General features: G+C 65.1%; 22 protein-coding genes. 8 read left to right on the top strand and 14 right to left on the bottom strand.

Translation table 11 applies throughout. The features are described from left to right. Positions 1-2: 2 nt before the first annotated feature. A complete protein-coding gene (locus NUH86_RS14095; RefSeq protein WP_267250083.1) occupies positions 3-677 on the bottom strand; it encodes an HAD family hydrolase in 675 nt (224 codons plus the stop codon). A 99-nt stretch (positions 678-776) separates the two neighbouring features. On the opposite strand from NUH86_RS14095, the gene NUH86_RS14090 reads away from it, so the two are divergent. From NUH86_RS14090 to NUH86_RS14075, 4 genes are read left to right on the top strand one after another with little or no spacing between them, the layout of a single operon-like run. Beyond that, on the top strand, positions 777-1886 hold the full coding sequence (locus tag NUH86_RS14090) for an MlaE family lipid ABC transporter permease subunit (RefSeq protein ID WP_267250082.1): 1110 nt from the start codon (positions 777-779) through the stop codon (positions 1884-1886). Continuing rightward, entirely contained in the window at positions 1886-2734 is an 849-nt protein-coding gene (locus NUH86_RS14085) for an ABC transporter ATP-binding protein (RefSeq protein ID WP_267250081.1), read from the top strand. The genes NUH86_RS14090 and NUH86_RS14085 overlap by 1 nt, the downstream gene beginning before the upstream one ends. A gap of 3 nt (positions 2735-2737) precedes the next feature. Then, a complete protein-coding gene (locus NUH86_RS14080; RefSeq protein ID WP_267250080.1) occupies positions 2738-3700 on the top strand; it encodes an MlaD family protein in 963 nt (320 codons plus the stop codon). A gap of 7 nt (positions 3701-3707) precedes the next feature. Beyond that, a complete protein-coding gene (locus tag NUH86_RS14075) occupies positions 3708-4322 on the top strand; it encodes an ABC-type transport auxiliary lipoprotein family protein (RefSeq protein ID WP_267250079.1) in 615 nt (204 codons plus the stop codon). Positions 4323-4371: 49 nt separating this feature from the next. Here NUH86_RS14075 and pepN read toward each other — a convergent pair whose 3' ends face one another. The 7 genes from pepN to NUH86_RS14040 form a co-directional block, all read right to left on the bottom strand. Beyond that, positions 4372-6969 carry an aminopeptidase N gene (gene pepN, locus NUH86_RS14070; protein WP_267250078.1) on the bottom strand — a complete coding sequence of 866 codons (2598 nt, stop codon included), beginning with the start codon at positions 6967-6969 and terminating at the stop codon, positions 4372-4374. A gap of 87 nt (positions 6970-7056) precedes the next feature. After that, positions 7057-7956: a ParB/RepB/Spo0J family partition protein gene (locus NUH86_RS14065; protein ID WP_267252145.1), complete on the bottom strand. Its 900-nt coding sequence runs from the start codon at positions 7954-7956 to the stop codon at positions 7057-7059. Between the two features lie 14 nt (positions 7957-7970). Continuing rightward, entirely contained in the window at positions 7971-8753 is a 783-nt protein-coding gene (locus tag NUH86_RS14060) for a ParA family protein (protein WP_267250077.1), read from the bottom strand. After that, positions 8750-9391, bottom strand: coding sequence for a 16S rRNA (guanine(527)-N(7))-methyltransferase RsmG (rsmG, locus tag NUH86_RS14055; RefSeq protein WP_267250076.1), 642 nt, complete (start codon positions 9389-9391; stop codon positions 8750-8752). The genes NUH86_RS14060 and rsmG overlap by 4 nt, the downstream gene beginning before the upstream one ends. Then, positions 9388-11238 carry a tRNA uridine-5-carboxymethylaminomethyl(34) synthesis enzyme MnmG gene (mnmG, locus tag NUH86_RS14050; protein WP_267250075.1) on the bottom strand — a complete coding sequence of 617 codons (1851 nt, stop codon included), beginning with the start codon at positions 11236-11238 and terminating at the stop codon, positions 9388-9390. Before mnmG ends, rsmG begins: the two co-directional genes overlap by 4 nt. 58 nt (positions 11239-11296) lie before the next feature. Beyond that, positions 11297-12577 carry a tRNA uridine-5-carboxymethylaminomethyl(34) synthesis GTPase MnmE gene (gene mnmE, locus NUH86_RS14045; RefSeq protein ID WP_267250074.1) on the bottom strand — a complete coding sequence of 427 codons (1281 nt, stop codon included), beginning with the start codon at positions 12575-12577 and terminating at the stop codon, positions 11297-11299. A 21-nt stretch (positions 12578-12598) separates the two neighbouring features. Next, positions 12599-12859 (bottom strand): DUF6489 family protein, encoded by a 261-nt coding sequence (locus tag NUH86_RS14040; protein ID WP_267250073.1) that lies wholly within the window; start codon positions 12857-12859, stop codon positions 12599-12601. 161 nt (positions 12860-13020) lie between these two features. Between NUH86_RS14040 and NUH86_RS14035 the strand changes: the two genes are divergently transcribed. From NUH86_RS14035 to NUH86_RS14025, 3 genes are all read left to right on the top strand, one after another. Beyond that, positions 13021-13716, top strand: a complete 696-nt coding sequence (locus tag NUH86_RS14035; protein WP_267250072.1) for a dienelactone hydrolase family protein — start codon at positions 13021-13023, stop codon at positions 13714-13716. A 15-nt stretch (positions 13717-13731) separates the two neighbouring features. Next, positions 13732-14700: a quinone oxidoreductase family protein gene (locus NUH86_RS14030; RefSeq protein WP_267250071.1), complete on the top strand. Its 969-nt coding sequence runs from the start codon at positions 13732-13734 to the stop codon at positions 14698-14700. A gap of 130 nt (positions 14701-14830) precedes the next feature. Beyond that, on the top strand, positions 14831-15850 hold the full coding sequence (locus NUH86_RS14025; protein ID WP_267250070.1) for a phytanoyl-CoA dioxygenase family protein: 1020 nt from the start codon (positions 14831-14833) through the stop codon (positions 15848-15850). Positions 15851-15869: 19 nt separating this feature from the next. Here the strand turns inward: NUH86_RS14025 and NUH86_RS14020 are convergent, their stop codons facing one another. Continuing rightward, positions 15870-16592 (bottom strand): YjbE family putative metal transport protein, encoded by a 723-nt coding sequence (locus tag NUH86_RS14020; protein ID WP_267250069.1) that lies wholly within the window; start codon positions 16590-16592, stop codon positions 15870-15872. A 90-nt stretch (positions 16593-16682) separates the two neighbouring features. Beyond that, a complete protein-coding gene (gene rho / locus NUH86_RS14015; protein ID WP_267250068.1) occupies positions 16683-17939 on the bottom strand; it encodes a transcription termination factor Rho in 1257 nt (418 codons plus the stop codon). A 258-nt stretch (positions 17940-18197) separates the two neighbouring features. On the opposite strand from rho, the gene NUH86_RS14010 reads away from it, so the two are divergent. Next, positions 18198-19154, top strand: a complete 957-nt coding sequence (locus NUH86_RS14010; protein WP_267250067.1) for a retroviral-like aspartic protease family protein — start codon at positions 18198-18200, stop codon at positions 19152-19154. 65 nt (positions 19155-19219) lie between these two features. Here NUH86_RS14010 and NUH86_RS14005 read toward each other — a convergent pair whose 3' ends face one another. The 4 genes from NUH86_RS14005 to lptE form a co-directional block, all read right to left on the bottom strand. Beyond that, complete coding sequence (locus NUH86_RS14005) at positions 19220-21292, bottom strand: transglycosylase domain-containing protein (RefSeq protein ID WP_267250066.1); 2073 nt, start codon at positions 21290-21292, stop codon at positions 19220-19222. Positions 21293-21402: 110 nt separating this feature from the next. Then, the gene (msrB, locus tag NUH86_RS14000) at positions 21403-21807 is read right to left on the bottom strand and encodes a peptide-methionine (R)-S-oxide reductase MsrB (protein ID WP_267250065.1); all 405 of its coding nucleotides are present in this window, start codon (positions 21805-21807) and stop codon (positions 21403-21405) included. A gap of 45 nt (positions 21808-21852) precedes the next feature. Next, the gene (gene holA, locus NUH86_RS13995; RefSeq protein WP_267250064.1) at positions 21853-22878 is read right to left on the bottom strand and encodes a DNA polymerase III subunit delta; all 1026 of its coding nucleotides are present in this window, start codon (positions 22876-22878) and stop codon (positions 21853-21855) included. Next, complete coding sequence (gene lptE, locus NUH86_RS13990; RefSeq protein ID WP_267250063.1) at positions 22875-23384, bottom strand: LPS assembly lipoprotein LptE; 510 nt, start codon at positions 23382-23384, stop codon at positions 22875-22877. The genes holA and lptE overlap by 4 nt, the downstream gene beginning before the upstream one ends. Positions 23385-23386: the final 2 nt, after the last annotated feature.

The raw sequence follows: 23386 nt of genomic DNA, 5'->3' as shown, positions 1-23386 counted from the left end.
GCTCAGTTCCAATCCACCCTTTTCCACCCCCGCTCCGCCGCCAGTTTCGCCAGCGGCTTGTGCGGGTTGGACGCGAAGGGCAGGTCCGCATATTCCAGCATCGGCGCGTCCGACACATGGTCGGAATAGGCGCGGATATGCGCTTGGCGGCGGTCGATCGCTTCTGCGGCCATCCACGCCTTGATCATGCGCAGTTTCCCGGTGTCGTAGCAATTCTCGCCCGCGATCTTCGCCCGGACATAGCGCAGATCCTGCGACAGATGATCCGTCGCGATCACCGCGTCGAAACCCAGCCGCCGGGCGATCGGCTCGACATAAAGGCGGTAGGATGCGGTGGCCAGCACCAGCCTGCAGCCGTCCGCCCTGTCCTTCGCGATCTGCGCCAGCGCGCCGGATCGCACATTGCGGTCCACCACCTTCGCCGCATAGCTTTCCACATGCGGCATCAGCCTGGCGCGTTCGACGTTGAACCCGATCATCAGCGCCTGGTTCAACTCCTTCAACCGCTGCCGGCTGATCAGCTTCAGCACATAGGCCAGCATCAGCAGGATCACGCCGGGGAACAGCGCCAGACGCCAGGGCGCCATGCCTTTGGCGACGTGGATCAGAAAGCCGGTATAGGTGCCGGTGAACGTCACCGTGCGGTCCATATCGTAGATTGCGAGCCTGTGCGTCATGCCATGTCCGAAACTTTTTGGGTCGCCCCTTCGTTTGATCGTGCGGATGGGCCGTTTCGGCTTGCCGTGCAACCGATAATGGACCACATCTCCGCCTTGATGAACAAAGCCGCTGATCTTGCTCAGGAAGTCCGCGAGGGCAGGACGGTCATTCGGCTTTCGGGCAATCTGTCCATCGCTTGCCTACACGACCTGCCCGACAGGCTGGATGCCATAGCGGGGCCGGTCGACCTGCTCGACCTGTCGGGCGTGGACCATATGGACACGATCGGCGCATGGGTGCTGCACCGCGCGATCAAGCGGCTGGACTGCAAGATCACAGGCGACAAATGCGATGCGGAGCGGCTGATCGCGACGGTCGGCCAGGTGGACGAGCCGGTCAATATCCGCCCGGACCATGAACCGCCCCTGCGGCGGGTGGTCGGCCAGATCGGCGAAGCGGTGGTCAATTCCGCCACGACCCTGCTGGGCCTGCTCGGCTTCTTCGGCGGCACGCTGGTCGCGACGTGGAACGTCATCCGCCATCCCCGCCGCTTCCGCATCAACGCCGTGGTGCAGCGTTTTGAGGTGGTGGGCGTGTCCGCGCTTGGCATCATCGGGCTGATGAGCTTCCTGATCGGCATCGTCATCGCGCAGCAGGGATCGGTGCAGCTTCGCCAGTTCGGCATGGAGATGCTGACCATCAACCTGGTCGGCCGCCTCACCTTCCGGGAACTGGGCGTGCTGATGACCGCGATCATGGTCGCGGGCCGGTCCGGCTCCGCCTTCGCCGCGCAATTGGGGACGATGAGGCTGACCGAAGAGGTCGACGCCATGCGCACCATCGGCGTGTCGCCCATGGAGGCGCTGGTGCTGCCGCGCACGCTGGCGGTGGTGGTGATGATGCCGCTGCTCGGCTTCTATTCCTCCATCGTCGCGATCATCGGCGGCGGGTTCCTGTGCGCGGTGTCGCTCGACATCCCGCCCATCACCTTCATTCAGCGGCTGCGAGAGGTGGTGCCGATCCATGACCTGTGGGTGGGCCTGATCAAGGCGCCGGTATTCGGCGTCATCATCGCATTGGCGGGCTGCTTTCAGGGCATGCAGGTCAAGGGCAATGCAGAGGAAGTCGGCCTGCGCACGACGGCCGCGGTCGTGCAGGCGATCTTCCTCGTCATCGTGCTCGACGCCATGTTCGCCGTCCTGTTCACCTGGGTGGGCTGGAACTGATGGCCCCCGAAGAGGAAATGACCGCGGAGGAAGCGCGGGTCGAAAAGGCCGTGCAACGGGACGGCATCGCCATATCCGTCCGCAACCTGCGCAACAGCTTCGGCGATCAGGTGGTGCATGAAGGGCTGAACCTGGACGTGCGCAAGGGCGAGATTCTGGGCGTGGTCGGCGGATCGGGCACCGGCAAGTCGGTGCTGATGCGATCGATCATCGGCCTCCAGACGCCGGACGAGGGCGAAATCCACGTCTTCGGCGAATCGATGATCGGCCGTCTGGACGATGAGGCGCTGGCCATCCGCAAACGCTGGGGCGTGCTGTTCCAGGGTGGCGCGCTGTTTTCGACGCTGACCGTGGCCGAGAATGTCGAAGTGCCGATCCGCGAATATTATCCCAATATCGGGCCGAAGCTTCGTGACGAAATCGCCGCCTACAAGATCCGCCTGACCGGCCTGCCCGCCGAGGCCGGACCCAAATATCCCGCCGAACTGTCGGGCGGGATGAAGAAGCGCGCGGGGCTGGCGCGGGCGCTGGCGCTGGACCCGGACCTGCTGTTCCTGGACGAACCGACGGCGGGGCTGGACCCGATCGGCGCGGCGTCCTTCGACGAACAGACCCGCAAATTGCAGCAGACGCTGGGGCTGACGGTGTTCCTCATCACCCATGATCTCGACACCCTCTATTCGATCTGCGACCGGGTGGCGGTGCTGGCGGACAGGAAGGTGACGGCGGTCGGCACCATCGATGAACTGCTGGCGACCGACCATCCGTGGATTCAGGAATATTTCAACGGCCCGCGCGGGCGCGCCGCGACGGCGGCGGTCGATCGCGAAAAGAACAAGAGGCGATAGAATATGGAAACCCGCTCCAACCATGTGCTGGTGGGCACGGTCACGCTGCTGTTGCTGGTGGCGATCATGATCGCGGCTTTCTGGTTCTCGCGCCTCTCGCAGGGCAATAATATGGAATATGACATCTTCTTCAAACAGGCGGTGAACGGCCTCGCCAAGGGGTCGAGCGTCAACTATGCGGGCGTCCCATCCGGCCAGGTGGAGAAGATCGAGCTGTGGAAGCGCGATCCCAGCTTCGTGAAGGTGCGCATTTCCGTGAAGGAGGGCACGCCTGTCCTTCAGGGCACCACCGCGACCATCGCGGGCGTGGGCTTTACCGGCGTCAGCGAGATCGTGCTGGACGGCGCGGTCAAGGGGGCGCCGCCCATCGTCTGCCCTGCGGAAAACACGCTGGCGGTCTGCCCCGACGGCGTGCCGGTGATCCCGACCAAGCCCGGCGCGCTGGGCGAACTGCTCAACAATGCGCCGCAACTGCTGGAGCGGCTGTCGACGCTGACCGAACGGCTGACCGAATTGCTGAACGACAAGAATCAACAGTCGATCGCCGGCATCCTCGCCAATGTGGAGCGGATTTCCGGTTCCCTGGCCGACCGCAGCCCGGAAATCGCCGCGACCCTGGCCGAAGCGCGCATCGCCGTGCAGCGCACGGGCATCGCCGCCGAACAGATCGGCAAGCTCGCCGCGTCCACCGACGCCATGGTGAATGATGAGGGCCGCCCGCTGCTGGCCGACCTGCGCAAGAGCATCCAGTCGGCCACGCGCAGCATCGACACGCTGGACAAGACCATCGCGGAGGCGCAGCCGGGCGTCCGCGCCTTCAGCAACCAGACCATGCCAGAGGTCAATCAGCTCGTCCGCGACCTGCGGGAAATGTCGCGATCCTTCCGCGGCGTGGCCGAAAAACTCGATCAGCAGGGCGCGGGGTCGATCGTCGGGTCGCCCAAGCTGCCCGATTACAAGCAATAAGAGGGACATGATGATGTTTCACAGGAAACTGGGCCTGATGCCGGTGGCCCTCGGCACGCTGATGCTGGCCGGTTGCGTGTCCTTCGGGGGCAAGCCACCCGAGCGGCTGCTGTCGCTGAACGCCACGCAGAAGGTCGCGCCGGGCACGCTGCGCAGCGCTTCCTCCGGCGCGGCCATCACGGTGGCCGATCCCGAAGCGCCCAAGATGCTCGACACGGTGCGGGTGCCGGTGATCACCTCCCCCACTTCGGTCGCCTATGTGACCAAGGTGCAATGGGCCGACACGCCGCGTCACCTGTTCCAGAAGCTGCTGGCCGAAACCATCGCCGCCACCAGCAACCGCATCGTGCTCGATCCCGGCCAATATTCGGCCGATGCAGGACAGCGGCTGATGGGCGAACTGGTCGATTTCGGCCTGGATGAGGCGAGCAACAGCGCCGTCGTGACCTATGACGCGCTGCTGGCCGGGCCGGGCGGCACGGCGATCGCCAAGCAGCGTTTCACCGCCAGCGTGCCGGTCGGCGGCAAGATCGCGGCGGACAGCGTGGGCGCGCCACTCAATGCGGCGGCGAACAAGGTGGCGGCGGATGTCGCGGCATGGGTGGCGGCCAGCGGGCGGTAGAAATCTTGCACCATGTGCTCCTGCGAAGGCAGGAGCACATGGTGGTCAGTCACTCCAGACTCTTGCTTACCTGCTCGGTGACGTCCTTCGACAGCCCCGGCACCGCCAGGATGCGCTGCAACTCCGCCCGCATCAGCGCCGCGCGCCCCTCATCGAACCGCTTCCAGCGCCCTAGCGGCGGGACCAGCCGGGCGGCGGTCTGCGGATTGAGCTTGTCGAGGGCGATGATGCAGTCGGCCACCAGCCGATAGCCCTTGCCCGACTTGTGGTGAAACGCCCATTGATTGCCCGCGAAGGCCCCATAGAGCGACCGCACGCGATTGGGATTGGCCAGGGTGAAATCCTTGTGCCGGCCCAATTCCTCGACCAGGTCGACCGTGTCGGGATGGAAGGCGAAGGCCTGGGTCTGGAACCATTTGTCCAGCGTCAGCGCATCGTCCCGATAGCGGTTGTAGAAGATGTCCAGCGCCGCTTCCCGCTCCGCGCTGGCGCCGTTCGCCAGGGTCGCGAGCGCCGCCTGACGCTCCGTCATATTGTCGGCCTCGCTGAACTGTCCGAAGGCGACGGTCGCGCCATCCCCCGCGCCTGACGCGGCGAGATAGAGCAAGGCGGTGTTGCGCAGCTTTCGCGCTCCCTTGGCGGCGGGCGACAGGGCGAAGGCATTGGCCTTCGTCTTGCCGTGAATGTCGCGCCACAACGGCTCCAGTTCGGTGCCGATCCGCCGTTGCAGCGCGTCGCGGGCGGCATGGATCGCGTCGGGATCGACCACCGCCATCTGGTCGCCCAGATAGGCCTCGCTCGGCAGGCGGATCGCCTCGGCGACAAAGGCCGGATCGAGCAGCGGATCGGTGGCGGTGTGGCGGATCGCGGCGATCACCGCATCGTCATCCACCACCTGCCCGCCGATCCGGCCGACCAGCACATTGACGATGAGCTGCTGCATCGCTTCATAGCGGGCGAAGGGGTCGTCGTCATGGGCGGACAGAAAGGCGAGATCGGCCTGACTGCGATTGGTTTCCACAATGACCGGCGCGGAAAAGCCCCGGTTGATCGACAGGATCGGGGCCGTGGTCCAGCCGTCGAAGGTGAAGCTCTGCCGGGCCTGCGTCAGCAAGAGCAGTTCGTCGCCCCGATTTTCGCCGGTTTCCGGGTCGAACAGGGCCGTGCGCAACGGGATCGCCATGGGCTGCTTTTCGGGCTGGCCAGGCGTCGGCGGAACGGTCTGCTCCAGCAGCAGGGTCACGGCTCCAGTGGCTGGATCGTGATTCAGCAGCGCCCGGACATGCGGCGTGCCGGCCTGCTCATACCAGCGGCGAAATTGGCCAAGGTCGATCTCCCCGCCCTCTTCCATGGCGCGGACGAAATCCTCGCAGGTGACCGCTTCCCCGTCATGCCGGTCGAAATAGAGGTCGGTCCCGGCGCGAAAGCGTTCCGGACCCAGCATCAGCGCCATCATGCGGATCAGTTCCGCGCCCTTGTTGTAGATGGTGGCGGTGTAGAAGTTACTGATTTCCATATAGGATTCCGGTCTAACCGGATGCGCGAGCGGGCCGCTATCCTCCTGGAACTGGGCAGCGCGCAGGATGCGGACATCCTCGATCCGCTTCACCGCATGCGACCCCATGTCAGCCGAGAAATTCTGGTCGCGGAAAACGGTGAAGCCTTCCTTCAGGCTCAGTTGGAACCAGTCCCGACAGGTGACGCGATTGCCTGACCAATTGTGGAAATATTCATGCGCCACCACGCCTTCGACGCCGTCATAATCGATGTCGGTCGCAGTTTCAGGATCGGCCAAAATGTAGCGCGAATTGAAGATGTTGAGGCCCTTATTCTCCATCGCGCCGAAGTTGAAATCCGCCACGGCGACGATGTTGAACACGTCCAGGTCATATTCCCGGCCATAGACCCGCTCATCCCAGGCCATGCTGTTCTTGAGCGCCTGCATGGCATGGGCGGTGCGCGGCAGGTCCGCTTCCTTGACCCAGATTCCCAGTTGCACTTCCCGCCCGCTGACCGTCACGAAACGGTCGGCATTGCAGGCAAGGTCGCCCGCGACCAGGGCGAAGAGGTAGCAGGGTTTGGGGAAGGGATCATTCCAGCGCGCCCAATGGCGGCCATCGGCCAAATCGCCCTGCTCGACCGGATCGCCATTGGCCAGCAGCACGGGATAGAGCGCCTTGTCCGCCGCCATCCGCACCGAATAGCGCGACAGCACATCGGGCCGGTCGGGGAAGAAGGTGATGCGGCGAAAACCCTCCGCCTCGCACTGCGTGCAGAGCAGGCCGCCGCTGGCATAAAGCCCCATCAGCTTGCTGTTGCCCTGGGGCGCGATCTCCACCAGCGTTTCCACCTGATGCGCGGAAGCGGGAAGCGGAATGACCAACATGCCGCCGTCCAGCGACCATTGCCCGGTCGTGAGCGGCGCGCCGTCGACCCTGATTTCCAGCGGCGACAGCCCGTCCCCGTCCAGCTTCAACGGCCGGTCATGATCGCCGTTGCGGGTGACCGATAATGTCGCGCGCACCCGTGTGGCGGCGGCATCCAGGTCGAAATCCAGCGCGATATCGGGAACAAGCCAATCGGGTGGGCGATAATCTTCGCGACGGACAATATGGGGCGCGACGGGGAATGAAGAATGATCTGCCATGCGCGCAGGCTAGGCCGTCGATAGGAAAAAGGCCAGTGCCCCCCGGCAATTGAGAGCTGTTACCGGCCTTTTTCGTTGTCGAAACCGTTAGATGCGCTCGCCCGACAAGCGTTGGCAGAGCATGTCTAACTGGTCGAGCGTCGAATAATGCAGCTTCAATGTGCCGCCGCCGCCCCGGCCATAATCGATATTCACTTTCAGCCCCAATATGTCGGCCAGATGCTGTTCCAGAGCCACGATATCGGGATCATTTTCCTGGGCGGCGGCGCGCTTCCGGCTGGGCGCGTCATCCCCCTTCCTGGCGCGGCGGACCAACTGCTCCGTATCGCGAACGGACAGGCCCTTGGCTTCGACAGTCCGGGCGAGATTCTCGCAGTCGGGCGCGCCGATCAAGGCGCGGGCGTGGCCCATGCTGAGCTTCTGTTCGATCACCTGCTGCTGAACCGGCGCGGGCAGATCGAGCAGGCGCATCAGATTTGCAACATGACTGCGCGACTTGCCGACCAGGCGGCCCAAAGCTTCCTGGCTGTGGTGGAATTCCGCGATCAGCTTGCGATAGGCTTCCGCTTCCTCGATCGGATTGAGGTCTTCGCGCTGGATATTTTCAATGAGCGCGATTTCCAGCGTTTCCGCCTCATCGAAATCCCGGACGATGGCGGGAATGCGGTGAAGCTGGGCGCGCTGGGCGGCGCGCCAGCGGCGTTCGCCCGCAACGATCTGGAACCCGCCGCCATGGGGACGGACGATGATCGGCTGAATCACGCCCCGCTTGGCGATGCTTTCGGCCAGTTCCTGCAACGCTCCTTCATCGAAATGGCGGCGCGGCTGTTCCGGATGGGGCTGGATCAGCGCCACTTCGATACTCTGGATCGTCTTGGTCGACGGCGGGGTGGCGGCGGTCGGCGCGACGGGTTCTTCCCGCGCGACATCCCCCAGCAGCGCCGAGAGACCCCGGCCCAGGCCATGGGGACGCTTGGCGGACTTCATCACATTTTCGTTGCTCAAGCAGCGACCTCCTGTCGGGGCAGGCGCGCGATCAGTTCGCGGGCCAGACGCATATAGGCTTCCGACCCCGAACAGCGGAAATCATAGATCAACGCCGGAACGCCATGGCTGGGCGCTTCCGACAGGCGAACATTGCGGGGAATGACGGTGGAAAAGACCAGATCGCCCAGGCAGGCGCGCACATCGTCCGCCACCTGATCGGTCAGGCGATTGCGCCGGTCATACATGGTAAGCGCCACGCCCATGATCGAAAGGCCGGGGTTGAAGCGCCCGCGAATGCGTTCGACCGTCTGAAGCAATTGCGACAGCCCCTCCAGCGCGAAAAATTCGCACTGCAACGGCACCAGCAGCGATTGCGCCGCGACCATGGCGTTGATGGTCAGCAGGCCCAGCGAGGGCGGGCAGTCGATCAGGCAGATGTCCCAGCGGCCCGGCTGCCCCTCCGACAGGACGCGCTCCAGCCGATGGGTCCGCTCCTCATATTCGATCAGTTCGATTTCCGCGCCCGACAGATCCTGCGTGGCCGGCACGATATCCAGCTTCGGAACGCGCGTAGTGATGATCGCATCTTCCAGGGCGCAATTGCCCATGAGCAGGTCATAGCTGGATTGCTTGCGATCCGCGTGATTGACGCCCAGGCCGGTGGAGGCATTGCCCTGCGGATCGAGATCGACCAGCAAGACGCGCAATCCCGTGGCGGCCAATCCGGTGGCCAGATTGATGGCGGTGGTGGTTTTTCCGACGCCGCCCTTCTGATTGGCGATGGCAATGCGGATCATCCTCGGCCTTTCCTGCTGACGGACCGGACCGCCTGTGCGACGACGATGGCGCTGTCCGCGTCAGTCACACTGCGTTCCACGTGGAACGCACCTTGCCATGATCGACTCGCGGCCTCCAGTTCATTCTGCGCATTTCTTCCTTTTGGCAGCACCCAGATCGTCTTTTCGTCGGACAGATGCATTGCCGATGCCAGCAACTTGGGCAAAGGCGCATAGGCGCGGGCGCTGATCACGGCAGCGCGGGCGTCAGGCACCGTCTCTACGCGCCCGCCGAAAACGCTCGCGCCAGACAGGCCGAGTTCAGCGATGACATCGTTCAGGAAATCGATCCTCTTGCGCCGCGATTCGACCATCTGAACCGGCCGATCCGTCAGGATCGCGACGACGATACCGGGCAGGCCGGCCCCCGATCCCAGATCGATCCATTGCCCCTCTCCCGCCCGTGCCGCCAGAGGGATAAGCTGGGCGGAGTCGACGATATGCCGCGCCCATATATGGGGCCGGGTCGATTCAGCGATCAGATTCTGGCGATCCATCTCCGCCAGAATGATGGCGATATAGCGTTCCAGCCTGTCCCATGTTCCACGTGGAACATCGAAGTGCGTCTCCAGCCATCCCCGCGCCTCTTCCTCGGTCACGCGGCGCGCCGCCGGATATGCACGAGGACAGCCGCCAGCGCGGCGGGCGTGATTCCCCTTATCCGTCCCGCAGCAGCCAGCGTATCGGGCCGCGCCAGATTCAGCCGCTCGATCATTTCCGTCGACAGACCGCCGACCAACGCGAAATCGAAATCGGCGGGAATGGCGACCCGCTCATTCCGGCGCATTTCCGAAATTTCCGCATCCTGCCGCTCCAGATAGGGCGCATAATGCGCATCCTCCAAAATCTCGTCGCGCACATCGGGCGATATTTTCGAAAGCGCTGGCGCGAGGCTGTACAGCATGTCGCGGCCCACCTCCGGAAAGCGCGCCCATTCGAACAGGGTGCGGCGCGCCCCGTCCTGCCGGACCGCCGCACCCGCCCTGGCCATTTCAGTCGCGGACAGGGACAGGTTCAATGCGCCTTCGGCCTTTTGCCGCTCCGCATTCCGGCGGGCATAATGAGCGGCGCGCTCCGCACCCAAAATGCCGTGGCGATGCCCGACGGGAGCCAGCCTGGTGCCCGCATTGTCGGCCCGCAACCGCAGGCGATATTCGGCCCGGGCCGTGAGCATGCGGTAGGGTTCGGTCACGCCCTGCAGGACCAGATCGTCGATCATCACGCCGATATAGCTGCTGGCCCGATCCAGGATCAGCGGCTCCTCCCCCCGCGCATGGGCGGCGGCGTTGACGCCCGCGACCAGACCCTGGGCAGCGGCCTCTTCATAGCCGGTCGTGCCGTTGATCTGCCCGGCGCAAAAGAGGCCGGGTATCGCCCGCACCTCCAATGTCGCGTCCAGCGCACGCGGGTCGATATGATCATATTCCACCGCATAGCCGGGCACGACGATCTCCGCCCTTTCCAATCCTGCCATCGACCGGATCATCGCCCATTGCACATCGGCGGGAAGCGAGGTGCTGATGCCGTTGGGATAGACGAGGGCGTTGTCCAATCCCTCCGGCTCCAGGAAAATCTGATGCCCGTCTCTGTCGCCGAAACGGATCACCTTATCCTCGATGGAAGGGCAGTAGCGCGGGCCGCGCCCCTCGATCGCGCCGCTGAACAAGGGCGAGCGCCCCAATCCTTCCCGGATGATGGCATGGGTGCGGTCATTGGTCCGGGTGATCGCGCAACTCAGTTGGGGCAGGATACGAGTGGAGGAGAGCGCCGACATGGTCCAGCTTCCGCCGTCCGACGGCTGCTCCTCCAGCCGCGCCCAGTCGATGGTGCGCCCATCGATGCGCGGCGGCGTACCGGTCTTCAGCCGCCCGATGGGCAGTTCGAGAGCGCGAAGCTGCACCCCCAGGGTGGTGGCCGCCCGTTCTCCCGTTCGACCACCGGCCGTCGTTTCCTCGCCCCGGAACAATTTGCCGCCAAGGAAGGTGCCTGTCGCCAGCACCACCGTAGGCGCATGGAGCGCCCTCCCGTCAGCCAGCGCCAGCCCGGCAACCTTGCCTTGCGAAAGGAGCAATTTCGCCGCCTCGCCCTCTACGATGTCCAGTCCGACCTGGGCATCCAGCAAGCGGTGAATCTCGACCCGATAGCGTTTGCGGTCGGCCTGGATTCGCGGCCCCTGCACCGCCGCGCCCTTGCTGCTGTTGAGCATGCGATAATGGATCGCGGCGGCATCGGCGGCGCGCCCGATCAATCCATCCAGCGCATCGACCTCCCGCACCAGATGACCCTTGCCCAACCCGCCAATGGCGGGGTTGCAGGACATGGCGCCGACCGTCGCCTTTTCAAAGGTCAGCAAAGCGACGGACGCGCCCTTGCGCGCCGCAGCAGAGGCCGCCTCGCAGCCCGCATGGCCGCCGCCGACCACGATCACATCATAGCTTGTTCGCATGCGCGCCCCTTATCAGATATGGGGCGCTCCGGTCAAAACTGTTCCACGTGGAACAAGCCTATTTGCCGATGCAAAATCCGGAAAAGAGATGGTCGAGCATATCCTCGGTACTTGCGCGCCCGGTCAGTTGATCGATGGCGTTCCGGGCCTGCCGAAGCTCCTCAGCCACGATCAGCAGGTCGCCGCTTCCAGATGCCAATGCCAGATGTCCATGCAGAAGGGCGGCGGCATCGCGCTGTCGCCGGTGCAGGGCATAGTCGCCTTCGCCGGGAAGCAGGCGGGCCGCCCGGTCGAGCAGGATCGCGATCAGCGCCTGCATCCCCTCCCCCGTGAGCGCGGAAAGGCGCAGGCCGGGACGATCATCGGCTCCCCGGTCGCATTGCGCGGCGACCATGATGGCGTCGGCGCGCGGCAATTCCTCCGCCGGTCCCAGCCACAGGATGATATCGGCTGCATCCAGCGCGCCCCGCGCCCGCTCCATGCCGATCGCCTCTATCGCGTCGCTCGTCTCGGCGCGCAGGCCCGCCGTGTCGGTGAAGAGGAAAGCGACGCCACCCAGCGCCGCGGGAACCTCTATCCGATCCCTGGTGGTACCGGCTATGTCGGAGACGATGGCCGCTTCCCGCCCCACCAGATGGTTGAGCAATGTGGATTTGCCCGCATTGGGCGGCCCGGCCAGAACCACCCGAACGCCATCGCGCAACCGCTCTGCCGAGGGGGCCGCAAGCACGGCTTCGACGTCGTGCGCCAAGGTCCGGATGCCTTGGCCGATCCGCGCCTCTATCCCCTCGTCGGGCACGTCGTCCTCGTCGGAAAAATCCAGCGCCGCCTCGGTCATCGCGGACAGATCCAGCAGGCTATGGCGCCATCCCTCCACCCGCCGGGAAAAATGGCCCTCCGCCATCAGCAGCGCGGCGCGGCGTTGCTGTTGCGTCTCGGCGGCGAGAAGGTCGGACAGGCCCTCCACCGCATTCAGGTCCATGCGCCCGTTGGCGAAGGCGCGGCGGGTAAACTCCCCCGCTTGCGCCCGGCGCAATCCGGGCAGCGTGCCAAGGGCATCCTCAATCGCGGCGATGACCGCCCGCCCGCCATGGCAGTGCAATTCGGCCAGATCCTCGCCAGTCACCGTGGAGGGACCGGGAAACCACAGGATAAGGGCGCGATCCAGCAAGGCGCCGTCCCTGGGATCGGTCAGCGATGACAATCGCGCCCGGCGCGGCGTGGGCAAAGCCCCGGCCAGGGCGAGCAACGCCGAACCCGCCGAAGGACCGCTGATGCGGATGACCCCGATGCCGGCAGGGGGCGCGCCGCTCGACAGCGCGAAGATGCTATCCGTCACGGCGCGGCCTTGGACAAATGGTCAGCCCGACGCCTTGTCGCCATTCTTGCCCGGCATTCCGGCAAGGCCGATATCCATCATCTGCTTGAACAGCCGCATGCCCGCATCGCCCATGGGCGAGAAGCTTTTGAACAGCGTCTCCATCTGCTCGACATTGGCGACGCCGTCGAAGCTATCGAGCATCGTCTTCACATATTTGTCGTGAATGGGGGTGACATCCGGCAGGCCCAGGAAAGCCCGCGCCTCCGCAGGAGTGCAGTCGACGTCCACACTTACCTTCATATCTCGCTACCTTTTGCCGTGGGCACCCTTTACAACGCCTCATGCCGCAACAAGGGCGCTCAACGCAAATTTTTTGACGGCAAGGACGGTTGCACTCGGCCCGGCAAGCGCCATTATGCCGTTGACCAACCATCTCCCCATAATCACGGAAAGGATATCCCATGGCATTCACATCCATCTCCACGCTGGAAGGCGACGCGCAGTTCGACGTCTATGTCGCCCGGCCGGAGGGAAAGCCGAAGGCCGCCATCGTGGTGATCCAGGAAATCTTCGGCGTGAATGAAGGCATCCGCCGCAAATGCGACGATTGGGCGGCCAAGGGTTATCTGGCGCTGGCGCCCGACCTTTTCTGGCGGGAAAAGCCGCATATCGAACTCGACGCCGATATCCCCGACGATTTGCAGGCCGCCTTCGGCCATATGCAGAAGTTCAACCAGGACCAGGGCATCCGCGATATCGAAGCCACCATCAAGGCGGGTCGCGCCGAACTGGGCGATGGCGGCAAGGTCGGGCTGGTGGGCTATTGCCTGGGCGGGCGGTTGGCCTTCATGTCGGCCTGCCGCACCGATGGGGACGCCTTCGTCGCTTATTATGGCGTCGGCATCGACGGCCTGCTGAACGAACAGCATGCCATCGGCAAGCCCGTGCTGCTGCATGTTCCCACCGCCGACGGCTTCGTGCCCGCGGAGGTGCAGCAAAAGATGCATGAGGGGTTGAAGGACAACCGCCATGTCGTGCTGCACGATTATGAGGGGCTGGATCACGGCTTTGCCGCGGAAATGGGCGCGCGGCGGAATGAGGCGGCCGCCCAACTGGCGGACGGCCGCACCGCCAATTTCTTCGCCACCAATCTCTGACAGGGAAGCGGCGACATGGCGCAGGCATGGCGGATGGTGGCGTTGAACCATGGCGGACCCGACGTGATCGCGCGGGAGGATTTCGATCCGGGCCTGCCGGGCGAAGGCGAACTGCTGATCCAGCAGGACGCCGTCGGGCTGAACTTCATCGACACCTATTACCGCACCGGCCTCTATGCCGCGCCGCTGCCGACCCCGCTTGGGGCGGAGGGCGCGGGCCATGTCGCCGCCATCGGTCCCGGCGTGACCGATTTTGCCTTGGGGGACAAGGTGGGTTGCGCCGCCGGGCTGGGCGCCTATGCCACCCACCGCATCGTGCGGGCGGAACAGGTCGTGAGGATTCCCGACGGGGTCAGCACGCGGGATGCCGCCGCCATGATGCTGAAGGGCATGACCGCCTGCTATCTGGCGGAGGACATCGTCACCCTGCAAGCCGGTCAGGTCGCCCTGGTCCATTCGGCGGCGGGGGGCGTCGGCTCCGCGCTGGTGCCTTGGCTGCGGGACAAGGGCGTTGTCGTGATCGCCCATTGCGGCTCGGCGGAAAAGGCGGCGCAGGTGGATGCGGACCATCGGCTGCACGGCGCCTTCGACAGCCTTGCCGCGACCGTGCGGGAAATCACGGCAGGGCGCGGGGTGGATGTCGTCTATGACGGCGTGGGCAAGGATAGCTGGAGCGCGTCGCTGGCCTCGCTCAAGCGGCGCGGGTTGATGGTCAGCTATGGCAATGCGTCTGGCGCGGTGCCGCCGATCAGCCTGCTTGAGCTTAGCCGGGGCGGATCGCTTTACGTCACCCGGCCCACGCTGTTCGACTATGTCGCCACGCCCGAAGAATTGGCCTGGACCGCCGAACGGCTGTTCGACCGCATGGCGCGCGGCGTGGTGAAGGCGGTGGTCGGCCAGAGCTTCGCCCTGAGCGACGCCGCCAAGGCTCATCGGGCGCTGGAAGCCCGGCAGACCACGGGAAGCACGCTGCTGATCCCCTGAAGCGGCACGGGGCGCGGGGGCAGCGTCGAACCATGACATTGTTCGTCACATCGTTGAAAATGATAAATATTTTTGAACGATCGGTATATTATGCTCGACCGGCGCAGGCCGGAATGGCAAGGCGCAGCCGATGAACGCATTCGCGCCCCTTCTTGCGCCTTTCTGGTTTGCCCAGCTTTTTACGGGCGCCAAATCCTTCATCGACAACCCGCTGATCGGTTCGCCCCGGCTGAACGCGCGGGGCCTGCATGCCGGGCGCGTGCGGCTGGCGCAGGCGATGACGGCGCGGCGACGCAGGCGGCTGGCCGACGCCGTCGATCCGGCGGACCGGGCGGCGTTCGACAGGGACGGCGTGGTCGAGATTCGCGACTTCCTGCCCGCGGCGACGTTCGGAGCCTTGCAGCAGCAGCTTTTCGCCTATCGGGGTCCCGCGCGGGAAATGGTGCAGGGCGACACGATCACGCGGCGGCTGGCGCTGGACCCCGCCGCCCGTCGCGCTATCCCGGCCTTCGAAGACTTTTGCCGCGATCCCCGCTGGCGGGCGCTGGCCCGCTATGTCTCCGGCTTCGACATAGAACCGCTGCTCTACGTCCAGTCGATCCTGCCGCAGCGGCATGACGCCCCGCCCGATCCCCAGATCGCCTTCCACGCCGATACTTTTTATCCGGCGATGAAGGCATGGCTGTTCCTGGAGGATGTGGCGGTCGAAACCGGACCTTTCGCCTATGTGAAGGGTTCGCACCGGCTGACGCCGCAGCGGCTGGCATGGGAAAAGCAACGCAGCCTGAGCGCCCGCGACGGCGATTGCCGCCTGTCGGCGCGGGGATCGCTGCGGATAGACACCAGCGAACTGGCGGCGCTGGACCTGCCGCAGCCGACCATATTCGCCGTGCCCGCGAACACCCTGCTGATCGCCGATACGTTCGGCTTTCATGCGCGCAGCCCGGCCAGCGTTCCGGCGACGAGGGTGGAGATCTGGGCCTATGGCCGCCGCAATCCGTTCCGCCTGGCCAAGGGATGGGATGTCTGGAGCCTGCCCGGCATCGCCGAGCGGCGCATTCCGATACGCTGGTGGCTGGGCGACAGGATTGCCGGTCCGGCCAACCAGCCCTGGCGGCCGGTGGGCCTCAAAAGCGCGGCGGACGGCTGAACCGTCCGCCGCAACAGGTTCAGACGAAGAGCGTCAATATGCCGACCTGATGATCCACGACGCCGTCATAGATCATCTTGATCGCAACATAGATGATCACCGCCAGACCCAGATAGGCGATCCAGCGGAAGCGTTCGATATATTTGGCGATCAGGTTCGCGGCGATGCCCATCAGCGCCACGGAAAGAACAAGCCCGATGATCAGGATGCCCGGATGGTCGCGCGCCGCGCCAGCGACGGCCAGCACATTGTCCAGGCTCATCGAAACGTCCGCGATCGCGACGGCCCAGGCCGCTCCGGCAAAGCTCTTGGCGGGGCGCAGGCCCGACACGTCATCGTCGCTGATATCATCGGGCGTGTCCCCGCCCCGCTTCGGGTGCAGTTCACGCCACATCTTGAACGCGACCCAGAGCAGCAGCAATCCGCCCGCCAGGATCAGGCCGACGATCTGCATCAACTGCGTCACCACCAGCGCGAAGCCGATGCGCAGCACCAGCGCGGCGATGATGCCGATCAGGATGACCTTCTTGCGCTGTTCCGTCGGCAGTCCGGCGGCCAGCGCGCCGACGACAATGGCGTTGTCCCCGGCCAGAAGCACGTCGATCATCAGCACCTGGCCAAAGGCGGCCAACGCGGCGGGCGAGCCGATATTGCTGAAATCATGGACGATATGCGCCCAAATGTCGGCAGGCGAGCCAATTCCCTGCGCTGCTGCGGCGGCGGTGGCGATAAGATCGAGCATGACGGCCTTATAATCCCCTGATTTACGGGCCTGAAAACATGGCCGCCAGACTGAAAGCCCGGCGGCCCGAAACGCAAACCGTCCAGCCGCTTACTGGTTCATCGAATCGAAGAAATCTTCGTTGGTCTTGGAATCCTTCATCTTGTCGAGCAGGAATTCCATGGCGTCCACCGTGCCCATCTGCATCAGGATACGGCGCAGCACCCACATTTTGGACAGCTTGGCCTTGTCGACCAGCAGTTCTTCCTTGCGGGTGCCCGACTTGCCGACGTCCAGGGCCGGGAAGATGCGCTTGTCCGCGACCTTGCGGTCCAGCACGATTTCGGAGTTGCCGGTGCCCTTGAACTCTTCGAAGATGACCTCGTCCATGCGGCTGCCGGTATCGATCAGCGCGGTCGCGATGATGGAGAGCGAGCCGCCCTCCTCGATATTGCGCGCCGCGCCGAAGAAGCGCTTGGGACGCTGGAGCGCGTTGGCGTCGACGCCGCCGGTCAGCACCTTGCCCGACGAAGGCACCACCGTGTTGTAGGCGCGGCCAAGGCGGGTGATCGAATCGAGCAGGATCACCACGTCCTTCTTGTGTTCCACGAGGCGCTTGGCCTTTTCGATCACCATCTCGGCCACCTGCACATGGCGCTGCGCCGGTTCGTCGAAGGTGGAGGAGACGACCTCCCCCTTCACGCTGCGCTGCATGTCGGTGACTTCTTCCGGACGCTCGTCGATCAGCAGGACGATCAGGAAGACTTCGGGATGGTTGTCGGTGATCGCCTTGGCGATGTTCTGGAGCAGCACGGTCTTGCCGGTGCGGGGCGGCGCGACGATCAGGGCGCGCTGGCCCTTGCCCTGGGGCGAGACGATGTCGATGACGCGGGCCGACTTGTCCTTGACCGTCGGGTCGGTCGCATCGAGCGTCAGCTTCTGCGTCGGGTAAAGCGGCGTCAGGTTATCGAAATTGACGCGGTGGCGAACCACTTCGGGATCGTCGAAATTGACCGAGATCAGCTTGGTCAGCGCGAAATAGCGCTCGCCATCCTTGGGCGCGCGGATTTCGCCTTCCACCGTGTCGCCGGTGCGCAGGCCGAACTTGCGGACCTGGTTGGGCGAAACATAGATGTCGTCGGGACCGGCGAGGAAATTCGCTTCCGGGCTGCGCAGGAAGCCGAAGCCGTCGGGCAGCACCTCTATCGTGCCCTCGCCCATGATCTGCTCGCCATTTTCGGCCTCTACCTTGAGGATCGCGAACATCAGGTCCTGCTTGCGCAGGGTCGATGCGCCTTCGACGCCCAGTTCCTCCGCCATGGTCACCAGTTCGGCGGGGGCTTTTTTCTTGAGATCCTTAAGGTGCATTCGCGTGGAGTCCGATGGAATGAGAGACGAGGGAAGATGATGGGGGGAAAGCTGACCCGGCAATGACTCGGGAGAACCCGCGCCGGACGGGCGGGATGGAATGTCTGGCGTTTAGCGATCTGCCCTAGGCCAAGTCAAGGTGGCTGAGTCGGTCGGATGGATAGAAATTGCCTGTCTGCGTCCTGCCGCGAAGGAAATGGGATGGGCGGAACAGGCCCGCTCATGCTATACAGGAATAAAATAGGGAGGATATGGGAGATGGGACGCCTGCGCGCCGCTCTGAGCATCGCCGTCGCGATCGCCAGTCCTTCCTTCGCCGCGCAGGATGGCCCGGCGCTGGACCCCGGCGACCCGCCCGCAGTGGTCCGCACCGTGCCCGATTCCGACGCCCGCATCACCATTCCGATCCGGATCGACGGCAAGGGGCCGTGGAATTTCATCGTCGACACCGGGTCGCAACGGACCGTCATTGCCCGCGATCTGGCCGAACGACTGGCGCTGCCGGTGCGGGAACGGGTGACCGTGATCAGCATGACCGGCCGGGCGGAAGTGAATACGGTCGCGGTGCCGCGCCTGGGCTTCGGCAAGAGCGTGGTGGACGATATCGAAGCGCCCGTGTTGGAGGGCGAGAATATCGGCGCGCCGGGGCTGCTGGGCCTGGATGGCTTGCATGCCAAGCGGCTGCTGCTCAATTTCCGCACCGGCCGGATGGAAATCAGCAACAGCAAGCAGAGCTGGCGCGATCCCAATGCCATCATCGTGGAGGCGCGGCGGCGCCGGGGCCAGTTGATCCTGCTCGATTCCGACGTGAACGGGTCGAAGGTCAACATCATCCTGGACACCGGCACGTCGATCAGCGTGGGCAATATGGCGCTGATGAACAAGCTGGTGCGCAAGAAGAAGGCCCCGGCGCTGAAGCTGGCGACGCTGACCAGCGTGACGGGCGATACGCTGTCCGGCCAGTTGGGGCTGATCGACCGGGTGCGCATGGGCCAGGTGACGCTGCGGGACATTCCGGTCATGTTCGCCGATGCCCGGCCCTTTGCGGAACTGGACCTTCAGGACAAGCCGGCGTTGCTGCTGGGCATCGATGCGCTCAAGGTGTTCGACCGGGTGGCCATCGATTTCGGGCGGGGGAAGGTGGATTTCCTGCTGCCTGACATGGGGCATCTGGAACGGGCGCGCTTCGCCGCGGCGCGGAGAGACGCGGGGTAACAACATTCTCCTCCCGTTCGGGCTTCGACAAGCTCAGGGCGAACGGGGAGGGATGAAGTCCGTCCTCAATGTTGCGGCGGTTGCTGCTGCCGGTTGCGGCCCAGCACATTGTCGATCCATTGCTGGTCCAGGCGCGGCGGCTGCGGACGGTCAGCGGGATTGGGAGTGGCCTGGCCGCCATCGTCCGGCTGCGTATCATCCTCTGGCTGCTGCTGGCCGCGCTCTATCGGCAGGCCATTCTCATCGACCATCATGCCGCCATCCGTTCCGCCGTCGGGCTGGCCGTAATAGGCCTCCTCATCCGGCTCCAACTGCCATTCGGGCAGCGTCACCTGGGTTTCGAACTGTTCGACCGGGCGTTTGGCGACGGCGACCTTCATATAATCGGCAAAGGCATGGGCCGGCGCGCGCCCGCCCTGCAGCACGCCGACGGCGCGGGCATCGTCCCGGCCCATCCATACGCCAGTGGTGATGCCGCTGGAAAAGCCCAGGAACCAGCCGTCCTTGTTGCTGCTGGTGGTGCCGGTCTTGCCCGCGACGGGACGGCCGATCTGCGCCGCCCGGCCGGTGCCGGTGCTGACGGCGGTCTGCATCAGGTCCGTCATGCCCGCCGCGACCCAGGGCGCGACCAGCACGCGGCTGGTGTCGTCCTGATGCTCATAGAGCAGGCGGCCTTCGGCGGTCGTCACCCTGGTAATGCCATAGGGCGTCACCGCCACGCCCTTGCGCGCGATGGAGGCGAAGGCGCGGGTCATGTCGATCAGCCGCACGTCGGACGTGCCCAGCACCATCGATGGATGGGTGTTGATCGGCGTGGTGACGCCGAAGCGGCGGGCCATGTCCGCGACCGTCGGGAAGCCGACTTCGACGCCCAGCTTCGCCGCCACGGTGTTGACCGAATAGGCGAAGGCGGTGCGGATATCGATGTCGCCGGAAAAGCGGCCATTGCTGTTGCGCGGCTTCCATCCGTTGATGTCGACCGGGCTGTCGGTGACGCCGGTGTCGGGGGTATAGCCCGCCTCCAGCGCCGCCATATAGACGAATATCTTCCAGGAAGAGCCGGGCTGGCGCGTCGCGGTGGTGGCGCGATTATAGTTGGAACTCACATAATCCAGCCCGCCGACCATCGCCCGCACCGCGCCGTCGCGGTCGAGCGAGACCAGCGCGCCCTGCGTCCCGCTGGGCACATTGGCCTGGATCGCCGCGGTCGCCGCCTTCTGCATGTTGAGGTCGATGGTGGTGTAGACTTCCAGCGGCTCGTTCGGCTCATCAATCAGCGTGTCGAGCTGCGGCAGCGCCCAGTCGGTGAAGTAACGCACGCTGTTCTGCGGCGGCTCCGGCGCCATCTTCACGTCCTGGAGATTGGCGGCGGCGCGCTCGGCCGCGCTGATCTTGCCATTTTCCTGCATCAGGTCCAGCACCACGCCCGCGCGGCCGATGGCGGCTTCGGCGTCGGCGGTCGGGGAATAGCTGGAGGGGGCCTTCACCAGGCCGGCGATGATCGCGGCTTCGGGCAGGTTCAGGCCGGTCGCGGGATGGCCGAAGAATTTGCGGCTGGCCGCGTCGATGCCATAGGCGCCGCCGCCGAAATAAACCTTGTTGAGGTAAAGTTCGAGGATCTGCCGTTTCGAGAATTTGCGCTCCAGCGCGAGGGCCAACACCATCTCCCGGACCTTGCGGCCCCAGCTATAGCTGTTGTTGAGGAAGATGTTGCGCGTCACCTGCTGGGTGATGGTGGACGCGCCCTGCCAGCGGCGGCCGCTGCCGCGCCGCTCCATCGCCACCCAGGCGGCGCGGGCCATGCCGATGGGATCGACGCCGGGGTGCAGATAGTAACGCTTGTCCTCGGTCGAGACCATCGCGTCGACCATGACATTGGGAATCTGGTCATAGCTCATCCAGCGGCCGAAGCTGGGGCCGAGCGAGACGATGACGCTGCCGTCCGCCGCATGGACGCGGATCATCTGCCCGTTGGGCGATGATTTCAGCGATTCATAATCGGGCAGCGACTGATAGGCGATCACCACCGCCACGACGAGCGCGACCGCCGCGCTCAAAAAGCCGACAAGGCCGATTTTCAGGCCCCGCATCAGCCATTTCTTCACCTTGCCCCGCGGTTGCCTGCTCGATTTTGCCATGGTTCGCCCGGATATGCGCTAATCAGGAAGGCGGCCAGCGGAAAAGCCGTGCAGGCCGCATGAATGTTGAGCAATCTCAAGAGAAGCGGCGGTTTACCGGCGATGAACGATCATTCGACCTCGTCGCGGGATTTGAAATCCAGCGACGCGCTGTTCATGCAATAGCGCAGGCCGTTGACCCCCGGCCCGTCGGGGAAGACATGGCCCAGATGCCCGTCGCAATTCGAACAGCGGACTTCGGTGCGGATCATGCCATGGCTGGTGTCGCGGATTTCATCGACCGCGTCGATGTCGACCGGCGCGGTGAAGCTGGGCCAGCCCGATCCGCTGTCATATTTTTCTTCCGCGTCGAACAGTTGCGCGCCGCAGCCCGCGCAGAAATAAAGGCCGTCGGCCTTGTTGCTGTTATATTTGCCGGTGAACGCCCGTTCCGTGCCGCCCTCCCGCAGGACATGATATTGTTCGGGGGAAAGGCGCTCGCGCCATTCGGCGTCGGTCAGGTTGAGCTTGTCCATGCGCGCAATATGGCGATGGGTGGACGTGCGATCAAGCGGTTAGCATCATCGTTCCCGCGCCGCCTGACGGGCGATGGCCAGCAATTCGTGGCGGACCATCAGGTCGCCCAGCCCCCTGCCCGACCGGCTGGCGCGTTCGGCCTGGGCCAGCCGCTGGATGACGCGGGCGATTCCGGGCGCGTCCCAGATGCGGACCTGGCGGGTGACGACGCCCTTTTCCTTCCAGAACACCGCCTTGCCCGCCGCCTCCACCGCACCCTCCAGCCGTCCGCTATCGTCGAAATCGGCGCGGATGTTGGCGAGCAGCATGGCGCGGGTCAGCAAGGGGCGCAGCACCGCCGCCATCGCGGTCCCGGCTTCGGCCAGACGCCCCAATTCGCGATGCATGCCGCGCAGGTCGCCGCCCAATACCGCATTCACCAGCGGCGCGGCGTCGCTGTCGGGATTGTCGGCGGACAGCGCGTCCAGCGCTTCCTCCGTCCCCTCTCGCGGGCGGTCCGGCGCGGCGTCGAGATAGAGGATCAGCTTCTCCACCTCCCCCGCCATCAGGGCGCGGTCGCCATTGGCAAGGTCGGCGATGCGGCGGCCAAGGTCGGACGAGAGGCGAAGCCCCCCTTCCCGCGCAATGGCGATGGCGATCTGTTCCGCCTCCCGCGCATCGGGCTGATAAGAGGCGAAGGCCATGGTCTGCTTATGGTCGAGCGCGAGCTTGAGCAGCTTCGACGTGCCCTTGAGCGCGCCTGCCATGGCGATGACAGGATTGCCCGCCGCTTCCGCCTCCAGCAGCGCGGTCAGCGCGGGCAGCGATTCCTCGCCCATGCCGTTGATCCGGATCCAGCGCTTGTCCCCGAACATGGAGAAGGCCGCCGCCTCATCCGCCAGCCGCGCCGGATCGTCGCGCAGCGTCGAACCGTCCAGGTCGATCCGCTCCGCGTCCGGCCCCATGGCGCGCTCCAGCCGCTTGGCCAGGGTGGCGCTGCCCGCCTCATCGGGGCCGTAGAGCAGGAAGAAGCGGCAGTCGGCGGGCGGCGCGTCGAGCGCCTTTTCGATCTGGCCGCGATTGGCCTTCAACGGGATTTGTCCCGCGCCTGTTGGCCCTGGGCAAAACGCGCGAGCCGGGCAACGATCTGGTCGGCGATGGTCTGCGACAGGCGTTCCAGCGCCGTATCCTCCGCCGCGATGGTCGCATATTCGCTGGAAACCACGTCGATGCCGACGTCCGATCCGGCGGTGTCGTCCAATATCTGCGCGCCGGTGGCTTCGTCGACAAGCTGATAGCGAGCGCGCAGGGTCCGCCGCTCGCGCGTGACGGCGGCGTCGGAACGCAGACCGAAGCCGCTGATATCGTCGTCCAGCTTCACCACCAGCTTGTAGCCGGGACCGGTGCCGCGCATCGCCGCCAGCCGGTCGTTCAGCGCGTTGCGAACCAGCCAGCCGCCCTTGCCCTCGATCGGCTGCACCTCGACATTGCCCAGCGCCTGGGCCACCGCGCCATGGCTGCCCCCGCTATAGACGGGCCGAAGGCCGCAGGCGGAGAGCAGGACGGTGAGGCAAAGCAGGGGCAAAATGCGCTTCATGA

The organism is Sphingobium sp. JS3065 (assembly GCF_026427355.1).
Taxonomy (GTDB): Bacteria; Pseudomonadota; Alphaproteobacteria; order Sphingomonadales; family Sphingomonadaceae; genus Sphingobium.
This window is presented reverse-complemented; position numbering and strand designations above follow the sequence as displayed.